Raw genomic sequence first — 11852 nt, forward strand, 5'->3', positions numbered from 1 at the left:
AGGTGATTGGCGCAATAACCCGCTCCAGCGATGCCTTCATCGATCTTGAGCTCCGGAACGGGAGCAACTGGGTGCTTCCCGCCGCCGGAGTGGCGGTCAACTCGCAGGTCGATCAGCTGGTAAACAGCAACAGCACAATCGCGTTCGCGCAGCCGGTTGGCTCGTCGCCGGTCTTTCAGAGTCTCACCGTTGGAAACTATCGAGGCATCAACGGCACGCTCGTCATGAACGCCGCCTTTGTGGGCGCAGGCGCAGGCGACCGGCTCATCATCGACGGCGGAACGGCCACGGGTCAGACCGGCATCATCGTACACGCCCTTGGCAATGTGGCACCGACTTCGGGCGATGGCATCGGCCTCATCCATGCCATCCATGGCGGTCAGACCGATACGGGCGCCTTCTCGTTGGGTCGTCGCGTCGCTGGCGGCGCCTATGAGTACGGTCTCTATCGCGGCGGCGCGTCGGGGGCCGACGACTGGTTTCTGCGATCGACGCAGGCGGGCGGCACCGGACCCGATGCATTGCCCAACTTGCGGCCGGAAGTCGCCGTCGATACAGCACTCCCCGCCATCGCTTCGCAGTACAGCATGGCGATCCTCGGCACGCACGCCGAACGCGCGGCCGCACGAGCCACCCAGCCAGGCGGGCACGCAAGTGCCGCCTGGGCTCGCCTGTTCGGCGAGACGGGCAGCCAAGGCTCCAGCGGCGGCAATGCGGCGACCCAGTTGGACCGCTTCCTGGACAACGGCCCAAGTTACGATATCGACCTTGCCGGCTTCCAGGCAGGCTACGATGTTCTGATCTCGAGCCCTGGCGAAGCGGTGCAGAACGCCATCGGCTTCTATGTCGGCAGCGGTCAGGCGCGCGGCAGTGTCGATGCGGTCTATGGCGGCACGGCTGGCAGCGTGTCGATGGACGCCTACTCCCTCGGCGCCTACTGGACGCATTCGCAGGCGAGCGGCCTCTACATCGATACGGTGCTTCAAGGCACCTTCTTCACGGAGGCAAGCGCGAGCTCGGTTCTTGGCGAGGAATTGAAGTCGGACGGTTTCGGCGTGAACGCTTCGCTGGAGGCGGGCTACCGGTTCGACCTTGGCGGCGGCTGGGCGATCGAGCCGCAGGCCCAGCTTGTTTATCAGCGTCTGTCCTTCGATGATGGCGCGGACAGTTTTGGCTCGATCCACTACGACGCGGCCAACGATGTCCTCGGTGGAATCGGCGCGCGTGTCAGCCGTGCGTGGCGGCTGGAGAGCGGCCCCAAGCTGACCGGCTCCGCACGGGCCAGCCTATGGAACGCCTTCGGAGATGGCACGGAGGTCGCCTTCGCCGACCCGTCCGGCGCCAACGCGGCGTCCTTCTATTCAGGTCTGGGCGGCACATCGGTCCAGCTCGACCTCGACGCCTCGATGGCGATTTCCGACGCCGTCAGCCTGTTCGTATCCGGTGACTATGATGTGCGGGTGGATGGCGAGCAGGGACATGCTGTCGGAGGACGCATCGGCTTCAACGTAAGCTGGTAGGAGGCACCAAGGCGTTTACGCGAAGGCTCCTTGCAGAAAGTCCTGCGCCCTCAAGCCACTTCCAGAAGCATCAGCTAAGGAGAGAACGCATAGAGGGTCGCTGCTCTTACCACCCATTCCCATCGTCACCCGGATCAGGACCACCTAGACATTACGGGCTGGACACTCAGAACGAATAGTCAAGGCGCAGGCGGCCGCTGAAGACGGTCTCGTCGTCGGAGAGCAGGGAATCGACGTTGCCGCGCAATGTCAGCTTGTCCGATAGCGACAAGTCGATGCCGGCACCAAGATCGGCAAACAGGTTCTGCTGGCTGTCCTGGATCGCGAAGGTCGGGCTGCCGGCCCCTGCCCCCAGGAAGGCCGCATCGACGGATGGGTCGTTGCCGAACAGCGCCACGGCGCCGGCCCTTAGCGTGAACTGTCCTTCCATGTCGCCGAGCTTCAGCGTGCTGCCAAAGTTGACGAAAGGATTGAAGCTCACCGTCGTCTGGTCGAAGGACGAAAGCGCAAGCCCGAAATCGCCGGCACCCGTCTCGTCATAGGCCCCCTGATGCAACCAGGTTATGCCGAGATCCGCGGCCGGCTCGATGAAGGCAGGTCCGAAATCGAAGCGGCGTTCGAGTCGGACATGGGCAGCAGCCCAATAGCCGTCCTGGTCGCCCCTGGCGTTGAGCATGTCGCCGCCGACCGCGAGGCTCCGGACGAGATCCGAATTGTACCAGCCGCCGCTGACCGAACCGGAGACGACCACGGCGCCAAAATCCTTGCTGAGGCTGACGCCGCCGAGATAGCGGGTGACGTCGGCACCGCCGCCGTCGATATCGAGATTGCCGCTCTCCCACGCGCCGGCAATGCCAAGCAGCGTATCGGCCGAAAGGCGCGTCTGCATGCCCATCGACAGGCCCCAGGCATCCTCCGAATAGGACGGCCCTGCATGGTTCTGCGAGACATCGAGATAGCGATTGTAGACGCGCGCCCAGGCGCAGGTACCGTCTTCTCCCGTCACATCCATGCCGTCGCTCTCGCGCCGGCCGCAACCCCGCAATTCGTCGGCGAAGGCGAGCGCCGCGATGAAGGTCGCGTCCGATGCTGCCAGCGCCTCGTCGGCAATCAGCCCGTCATAGACGTCGAGCAGCGAGGCGAGATCGGGCGCGTTCAGCGCCGTTCCCGCCAGCGTGCTGAGGAAACCGGTCGCGCCCGGCGCCGCGTTCTGGAACAGCAGCGCGTCCAGATAATTGCCGAAGCTGTTGTGGTTGGCGTTGACCCGTTGGAGATCGAGGCTCGAGAACGGGCCGCTACGCGTGCCGGACCAGGGCGTCGTGTCGATGTCGAAGGAGAGGACCAGCGTGTCCTCGCCCGACTTGACGGTCGGGCTGACCGAAAGCGCGTATTGCACCGTCGCCGAATTGGCGATGGTCAGCATCGAAGTATCGAACGACGTCGCGCTGTCGAGGATATAGGCCGAGCCGGAACGGAGCGCATTGCCGGGATTGGCTAGCACGACGTTCGGGCTGATTGCGCCCGCGAGGGTAAGCGCGCCCGGCAGCACGTCCGTGACAAGCGACAGCATGTCGCTCGCAACCACCGACCCGCTCACCACCTGGCTCGGATCGAAATCGGCCTCATAGGTCGAGGTCGACTGGAGATAGATGTTGATTGGCGCCGAGATGGTGGTGCTGGCGATCACACCCGTGCCGCCCGGCGCGATGGTGCCGTAGGAAACGAAGGAAGAGACGTTGCCGCCGAGCGTGATTTCCGATCCGGAGTTCAGGCGGCCATAGTTGAAGAAGTCGAAGATGCCCTCCGACCCGCCTTCGACGACCGACGTGCCGAGGATCGAGCCGGTGATGGTTCCCAGATTCTGGATCACGAACGTATTGGCGCTGTCGATGCGAACGGCATAGCTCGACGCATTGCCGCTGGTGATCGTGCCACTGTTGGTCAGGGCCGAGCTGGAGCCGCCGGCCAGAACGCCGATCGTCTCGGCGCCATTGGCGCCGGTCGCGACCGTGGCGCCCTGGGCGATGTTGATGATGACGTCGCCGGTGCTCTGGTTCTTGTAACTGTCGCTGCTGACGAGCAGGCCGCGCCCGTTTTCGCCCGATGCGGTGACGTTGGCATTGACGTTGACCGTGACCGTGCCGCTCTGGTCGTTCGTGGCGATGCCGCCAGCGCTGAGCGCCACGATACCGACCGAGCCGGCGCCGGTGACGGTGACCGGCGCGCCGACCGAGACGGTCACGTCGCCGCCATTGCCCGCCGCGCCGACGCTGCCGACATAGATCGTGTCCTTCGGATTGCTGGACTTCATCGCGGCGATGCCGCCGGAGCCGCCGACCGATTGCGCGACGATTCCGTCGGACGCGACGCCGGTCGTCAGGATCGCGCCGTTCGAGGTCACCTTGACGGTGCCGCCATCGCCACCGGCGCCGGGGTCTTCGACGATCGAGATGCCGGCGCCGATGTTGAGGTCGAGCCAGCTGTCCGAGAAGCCGAGGCCGATATCGCCGGCCGTGCCGCCACCGCCGCCGACCGACTGGGCGAAGATGCCGGTACCGCTGAAACCGGAGGTGTTGCGGATCGTGCCGGTATTCTCGACCGTCACATCGCCGCCGTTGCCGCCACCGCCGCCACCGCCGCCGAGGGTGACGACCGCCGTCAGGCTCGACGAACCCGCGCCGCCATCGCCACCGCCGCCGCCGACCGACTGGGCGAAGATGCCGGAGCCGCCGGCGAGGAAGGTCAGGATGGCGTCGCCCGTGACGCCGCCCTGGAGGCCGGTATATTTCGCGACATAGGACGGGTCCGGCCCCTGGATGTCGATCGCGCCGGAGTTGGTCACCGACACGGCGCCGCCATCGCCGCCGCCGGCGCCCGAGCCGCCGACCGCGACGTCGATCGACGAGAAGCTCGGCAGGAAATTGCTGGGCAGGTCGGTGATCGTGGTCGCCATCTGGTTCGTGGTCCAGGCGTCGATGCCGAGCGATCCTTCGCCACCATTGCCACCGCCGCCGCCGACCGATTGCGCATGGATACCGTGGGCGAGCTGGCCCGACGTGGTGATATCGCCGGAATTGTTGACCGTGACGGCGCCGCCCGAGCCGCCGCCGCCACCGCCGCCGCCGATCTGGACGGTGGCATTGATCGCGAAGCTCTTGGTCTTCTCCTCGTCATTTTCTTCCGGAGCCGGGCATATATATTGGCCCTGCTCGCCGAGATTGCAGATGTCGCTCATCGCGAACGAGGTCGCCGAAGCGGTGCCGCCATCGCCGCCGCCGCCGCCGACCGATTGCGCGAAGATGGCGCGCGAACGGATGCCGGTCGTGGTGATGTCGCCGGTGTTGGTCACCGAGACCGTATCGGCATCGCCGCCGCTGCCGCCGCTACCGCCCTTGCCGACATTGACGCTCACGCTGAGCGTCACGGAACTCTCGGGCAATTTCACCGGCGGCGTCAGGTCGACGCCGATATAGCCGGCGCTGCCGCCGCGCCCGCCGCCGCCGCCGACGGACTGGGCGAAGATGCCGTCGGACCCGCCGGCCTCGGTCAGGATCGAGGCCTTGTTGATCACCGTGACCGTGCCGGAATCCCCGCCCCCGCCCCCGCCACCGCCGACGCTGACCTGGACGTTCTCGGCGGTGCCCTGGCCGATCTGGGTCAGCACGACATAGGTCGAGCCGCCATTGCCGCCATCGCCGCCGATCGACTGGGCAAAGATGCCGGGCGACCAGAAGCTCTTGGTCGTGATCGCACCGGTATTCGTCACCGCGACCGCATCGCTCTGGGCGCCGAACCCGCCATCGCCGCCGACATCGACGTCGACATTGATCGAGGCCTGCGTGTTGATGCTCAGATTGCCGGCATAGACGCTGCCGCCATCGCCGCCATTGCCGCCGATCGCCTGCGCGAAGATGCCGACGCTGCCGAAATCGCCCGTGACGATCGACGAGGCATTGTCGACCGTGACCGTGCCGGAGCGTCCGCCCGGCGCGCCGCCGCCGCCGACCGCCACGCTGACCTGGCCCGAGACGCCGCCTGTCTGTGGCGTCGCGATATTGACGGAAATCTCCGCCGCGAAGCCGCCGGATCCGCCCGCGCCGCCAAGGCTCTGCGCCATGATGCCATGCGAGAACGCGCCATCGGTGGCGATCGTGGTGTTGCTGGCGGTGGTGGCGACGATGACATCACCGGCCTGCCCGCCCTGTCCGCCCGCGCCGCCGACCGCGACGGAGACATTGCCGATATCGGCGACATTGGCGATCATCGTGCCGCGCGCCCGGCCGCCGCCGCCGCCCAGCGACTGCGCATAGATGCCGGCCGAGAGCGCACCGGATGTCGTGATATCGCCGCTCGATGTGACGCTGACATCGCCGGCCGTGCCGCCGGCGCCGCCATGGCCGCCGAGCTCGATGACGATGTTTCCGGCCGAGGCGACATTGGCGGTCGCGTCGCTGGCGAGCGTGATGCCGGCATCGCCGCCGAACCCGCCCAGCGACGACGCATAGATGCCGTCCGAATGATGGCCGGACGTCTGGATCGCGCCGGTCGAGACGACCGTCACCTTGCCGGCGTCGCCGCCTGTCCCGCCCGAGCCGCCAATGCCGACCTCGACATTGCCGACCGTCAGGGCCGTCGCATTCAGCACGACGGCGCCCGAGCCGCCACCGCCACCGGTGCTGACAGCCGAAATGGCCGAGGACGACGCGCCCTTGGTCGAGATCGGGCCATTGGCCGTCACCTCGACATCGCCGGCATTGCCGCCGCTGCCGCCGGAACCGCCGAGATCGACGCTGATCGTGCCGAGCTGGGCTTCGGCCGTCGTGATCACGGTGCCGCCATGGCCGCCGCCGCCACCGACCGAATGGGCCAGGATGCCAGCCGCGGAATCGCCCGTCGTCGAGATCGCGCCGCCGGCGGTCACGCTGACCGTGCCGGTGACGCTACCGCCCTTGCCGCCCTTGCCGCCGATGCTGACGCCGATCGTCGCCGCATCGAGCGTCGCATTGTCGATGACGATGCCCGAATGGCCACCGCCGCCGCCCACTGCCTCGGCGACAATGCCGGCGGCATGGTCGCCCGCCGTCGAGATCGCGCCGACCGTCGTGACGGTCACGGCCGATGCCGAGCCACCTTCGCCGCCGGAACCGCCGACATTGTTCTGGATCTCGATGCCGCCCATCAGGTCGGCATTGATGACGCTGGTCGCCGAACCGCCGCCGCCACCGGCCGATTGCGCGAAGACGCCATCCGCGAGATGGCCGAGCGTCGTGATCGGCACGACCAGATTGACCGTCACCGTATCGCCCGATCCGCCATCGCCGCCGCTGCCGCCCACGGCATGGCTGTAGCCGGCGACAAGGCCGCTGGCCGCGACCGCGCTACCGCCGGTGCCGCCGCCGCCGCCGGCCGATTGCGCCACGACGCCACGCGAACGGTCGCCCGAGGTCGTGATCGCGCCGGTCGCGGTGTTGACCTGGCTGACCGACACCGCGCCGGCATTGCCGCCGCCGCCGCCCGCGCCGCCGATCGCCTGCACATAGACGACTCCCGTTGCGACTGCATTGGCGCCATCGCCACCGCCACCGCCGACGGATTGCGCCGTCACCGCATCGGCATCGTTGCCGGAGGTCGAGATGCTGTTGGAGAAGGCGACGGAAACCGTGCCGCCATCGCCACCGGCGCCGCCAGCCTGCCCACCGACCGAGAAGCTGCCGGTCGCCGACATGGCGGATCCGCCGCCACCGCCTAGGCTCGCCGCGAACAGCGCGTCGGAACCGTCGCCAAGCGTATCGATGGCGGCCGCAGACGTGACGGAGACATTGCCGCCCTTACCGCCCTGGCCGCCCGCCGCGCCGATCGTCGCGATACCGGTGTTGGCGCCGCCGCTGCCGCCGCCGCCGCCGATGCTGTCCGCATAGATGCCGCGCGACGCGCTGCCCGTGGTCAGAATCGACTGGCCGGAGACCGAGACCGTGACGGTGCCGCCATCGCCGCCGGCGAGGTTGCTGCCGCCGAGCCCGGTCAGGCCGAGATCCTGCAGCGCCTTGCCGCCGCCACCGCCGATCGATTGCGCGACGATGGCGTCCGACAGATGACCGGCCGTGGCGATGCCGACGCCGTTCGGGCTGCCCGAAAGCGTGGCGACCAGGGTGACGATGCCGCCATCGCCAAAACTCTGCTCGCCGGCGCCATAGCCGGAGGCCAGGCCCGAACCGGCAAAGCCGCCGATCGACTGCAGCACGATCGCATCGGACGACGCGCCGCTCGTCGCGGCATGGCCGGCAAGATAGACGCTGACATTGCCGGCATCGCCGCCGCCGGCCGCGGCACCGCCCTGGCCCTTCTGGCCGAACTGGTTCTGCGTGATGCCGCCATCGCCGCCGGCGCCGCCAAGGCTGCGGGCGAACAGGGCACGCGACTGGTCGCCCGTAAGATCGGCGGAAAACTGGAATGCCGACGTGGTCGATCCGACCGCAACGCTGCCGCCGGCCCCGCCCGCGCCGCCGGCGCCGCCGGAGGAATCGTCGTTTCCGGTCACCGCGCCGCCTGCGCCGCCCGCACCGCCGAGCGATTGCGCGAGGAGGCCGACAAAGCCGGGCGTGGTCGTGCCGGTCACGGCCATGCCGCCGGTGACTGTGACGTCGCCACCGGCGCCGCCCGCGCCACCTGCGCCACCGGTCGCCTTCTGCACCGAAAGACCGGCGCCCGAGACGGCGATACCGCCCTCGCCTCCGGCGCCCCCCTCCGAACTGGCGACGGCGCCCACGCCGGAGCCGTTCGCGACCGTGACATTCGCCAGGGCCAGCGCGGCATTGGCCGCACCCGCGGCTCCACCGGCGCCGCCGAGGCTACCGACGACATTGTTGATGCCGATGGTCGAAACATTGCTGCCGACGCTGCCGCCGGCACCACCCTGGCTCAAGGCCGAAATGCCGGTGGCGCCGCCGCTGATCGACAGCGCGCCGATATTGGCGGTAACGCTTGCCGTGCCGCTGTTGCCGCCGGCCCCGCTGGCGCCGGCGGTGATGTCATCATGGTCCGGGGCGATCGGCTGGACGTCGCCGGCCCCGCCAATGCCGCCGACGCTCGAAGCGCTGATCGCCGTGACGCCGGCGCCGCTGATCGATACGCTCGGCGCGACGATGGTGATGCCGGCATCCGCAGCCTGCCCACCGGCGCCGCCCGGCGTGCCGCCATTCGCGCCGGTGACGGAAAGCGTCAGGCCTGACGCGTTCACGGTCGCGAAGCCATAGGACGGGCTCGAATAGTGGATCGTGCCGGACGTCGATCCGGAATTCGAGATCGTCGCGATTGACGTACCAGCGGCAGGACTGAGCGCGCCCGACAGCGAGGTGAAGATCGTGTCGCCGATGTCGCTATAGGTGACGGGAAGGCTCGGATTGCCCGTGCAGGTGACAGTCGAGTTGCCGCTGTCATAGGCGCAGGGATCGGCGAAGGCCGGGGCCGGCAGCATCGCCGATAGGCTGAAAGCCGTGGTCGCACCGAGGCCGAGGATGGCTACCGACTTCGAGCAGATCCAACGCATGTCAGCACCCCACCGGACGGCTTCATGAACAAGTCCGGCAGCTACGCTTCCATTACATATCCGCTCAAGACGTCATTTTGATAAAACCGAAAGATCGGCATCGCAACCTCGGGGTCACGCCAGCTGACGTCGCATCATGCATTAATAGTTTTACGATAATTAAATACTGAAAATATTTGTAACTATATATCTATCAAAGAACGGATTCAAAGTGCCACTTATATGCTTTCGTATCGTAGTTAGCTAACGATACAAGCTGTAAAACACGTAATCGAATTTTGCTAATTTGCGAACGAAATAGCGAAGACACAGGCGCTCCGTGACGGCGTGACGGCCAATATCTGCATGTCTTTTGGTGAGGGCGCTCGATGCAGGAAAACACCTGCAGGCTCGTCGTTCCCAGGTCAATTCGGACCGGCGCATGAATCACGAGGGCTGTCCGATGTTGCATTTCGGCATCAATCGGTATGCGAGACTGCGCCGAAGGCCGGCTCAATACCTCGCACCCATTCCCGCCCGGCAGTTCCTGCGCCTGTAGCGGCCGAGCAGTTCTGTAGTCACACGGGCATGAAAGTTGAGCGCTCGCAGTCCATCCTGCATAGCGATATCCCACACCAGCACCGGACCCGCATAAGTCGCGAGCGTCAAACTCAACTCCCCGCGTGCCTGTGGTTTCGAATTCACAGGCTCCCCGGCCCATCGGGAAATGCGTTCATCAGGATGAAAGTGCCGTCCTGGCGTTGATGCGCGTTTATCAGCGGTACAAGCCGTTTGAAATGCTCCGACGCACAATGCACGTCGAGGGCGGCACGGTCGGGCCATGCCTCGATGAAGACGAAGTGTCCCGGATCCTTCTGGTCGATGAAAAGGTCATAGGCGATGCAGAGCGGCTCCTGCCGGGTCTTTTCGACCAGTTCGCGATAGAGCGGCAGCACGATCTCGGCAGCCTCCGGGCGAATGAAATCCTGCGCGATGACTTTGAGCACGAACCGTTCTCCATTGCCTCTGGGATGCGGGCCAGACAGACAGCAATTCGCCTCGTGGGACAAGGTGCTAGCCTGCGACCACCTGGATCGCGATACTCGTCAGAGGGTAAAAGGCTGCTATCGAAACAGGGGCCGCAAAATACCCTTCTGGTCTCGCTGTCGCGACGTTCAAGCGGAGTTTTCCATGGCCACAGACAATCCCTTTCGGCTCGACGGTGACGTTGCCATCGTAACTGGAGCCGCCGCCGGCATCGGCCGCGGCATTGCGGAGACTTTTGGCAAGGCTGGCGCCTCTGTCGTCGTCACCGACCTGAAAAAGGCGGCTGCCGACGACGTTGCCCGCAGCATCGTTGCCTCGGGCGGCAAGGCGATCGGGCTGGAATGCAATGTCACCGACGAAAAACACCGCGAAGCGGTGATCGACGCCGCGCTCAACGCGTTTGGCAAGATAACCGTTCTGGTCAACAATGCCGGTGGCGGTGGCCCCAAGCCGTTCGACATGCCGATGCGCGACTTTGAATGGGCCTTCGACCTGAACGTCTTCTCACTGTTTCGGCTGACACAGCTTGCCGCGCCGCACATGCAGAGCGCCGGCGGCGGTGCGGTATTGAACATCTCGTCGATGGCGGGCGAGAACAAGAATGTCCGCATGGCTTCCTATGGATCGTCCAAGGCGGCGGTCAACCACCTGACCCGCAACATCGCCTTCGACCTCGGACCGATGGGTATTCGCGTCAATGCCATCGCGCCCGGCGCTACCAAGACGGACGCGCTAATGTCGGTTCTGACGCCCGAGGTCGAGAAGGCGATGCTGAAGCATACGCCGCTCGGCCGGCTGGGCGAGCCTCAAGACATTGCCAATGCCGCGCTGTTCCTCTGCTCGCCTGCGGCTGCCTGGATCAGCGGCCAGATTCTAACCGTGTCGGGCGGCGGCGTGCAGGAACTGGACTGAACCGGCGCACCGCGTCCTAGCGATGGCCTTCTGCGGATAAGGGCAGGATACGCTCAAGCTGCTGCCGGATGGACTGCGTGCCGGCCAGAACCGCATTGCCGTGCATTAGTCCGTCGCGCGCGGTGAAGTCGCTCACCCAACCACCGGCTTCTTCCACCAGAAGCAAGCCGGCGAGCACGTCCCAGCTATTCAGGAACAGCTCGCAATAGCCGTCGATCCGGCCGCAGCCCACCTGGGCGAGCCCGAGCGCTGCCGAACCGTTCTGAACGAAGGCGAATTCGCTCTCCAGCAGCCGAGCAATCAGCGCGACGTAATCGGCGAGCGGACGCTTCGACGAATAGCCGGCATCAACGACGGCGTCGGTCGCGTCCCGGGTTTGCCGCACTCGGATCGCCTGCCCATTGCAGGACGCGCCAAAGCCGCGCCGGGCGACAAACATCTCGTCGCGGATCGGATTGTAGACGACGCCGCTCTCTGTCTGCCCTTCCGTATGGAAAGCGATCGAGACGGCGAAATGCGGGATCCGGCGCGAGAAGTTGGTCGTGCCGTCGATCGGATCGATCACCCAAAGGTTTGAGGCCGCGCTGCCACCGGACTCTTCCGTCAGAATGCCGTCATCCGGAAAAGCCTGTCGCAGCCGATCGATCAGGAAGCGATCAATGTCGAGGTCGGCCTGTGTGAGCAGGTCATGTGCGCCCTTCTCCATCGCTCGGATGCTATCGCCCGAGTTAAAATAGCGCCGCGCAATGGCGCCCGCCTCACGCGCTATTTCCTGGGCAAACTCATGTCGGCGGGCGATTTCACTGCTGTTCATGGGAGACCTTGGGCGGTGGAAAGCATGGGGCGAC

At 66.2% G+C, this 11852-nt stretch carries 5 protein-coding genes; 2 read left to right on the plus strand and 3 right to left on the minus strand.

The features are described from left to right. The coding region (locus tag OSH12_RS09790) for an autotransporter family protein (RefSeq protein WP_266343370.1) at window positions 1-1520 on the plus strand (1520 nt) is incomplete at its 5' end. 166 nt (window positions 1521-1686) lie between these two features. Here the strand turns inward: OSH12_RS09790 and OSH12_RS09795 are convergent. Both OSH12_RS09795 and OSH12_RS09800 read right to left on the minus strand, forming a co-directional pair. Then, window positions 1687-9066 (minus strand): autotransporter outer membrane beta-barrel domain-containing protein, encoded by a 7380-nt coding sequence (locus OSH12_RS09795; RefSeq protein WP_266343371.1) that lies wholly within the window; start codon window positions 9064-9066, stop codon window positions 1687-1689. Between the two features lie 680 nt (window positions 9067-9746). Next, window positions 9747-10052, minus strand: a complete 306-nt coding sequence (locus OSH12_RS09800) for a putative quinol monooxygenase (RefSeq protein WP_266343372.1) — start codon at window positions 10050-10052, stop codon at window positions 9747-9749. 184 nt (window positions 10053-10236) lie between these two features. Between OSH12_RS09800 and hdhA the strand changes: the two genes are divergently transcribed. Beyond that, window positions 10237-11004 carry a 7-alpha-hydroxysteroid dehydrogenase gene (hdhA, locus tag OSH12_RS09805; protein ID WP_266343373.1) on the plus strand — a complete coding sequence of 256 codons (768 nt, stop codon included), beginning with the start codon at window positions 10237-10239 and terminating at the stop codon, window positions 11002-11004. Window positions 11005-11020: 16 nt separating this feature from the next. On the opposite strand, the gene OSH12_RS09810 is transcribed toward hdhA, so the two are convergent. Next, window positions 11021-11818, minus strand: a complete 798-nt coding sequence (locus OSH12_RS09810; protein WP_266343374.1) for an inositol monophosphatase family protein — start codon at window positions 11816-11818, stop codon at window positions 11021-11023. Window positions 11819-11852: the final 34 nt, after the last annotated feature.

Origin of the sequence: Kaistia terrae (assembly GCF_026344005.1) — a bacterium.
In the GTDB taxonomy this organism is placed as follows: Bacteria; Pseudomonadota; Alphaproteobacteria; order Rhizobiales; family Kaistiaceae; genus Kaistia; species Kaistia terrae.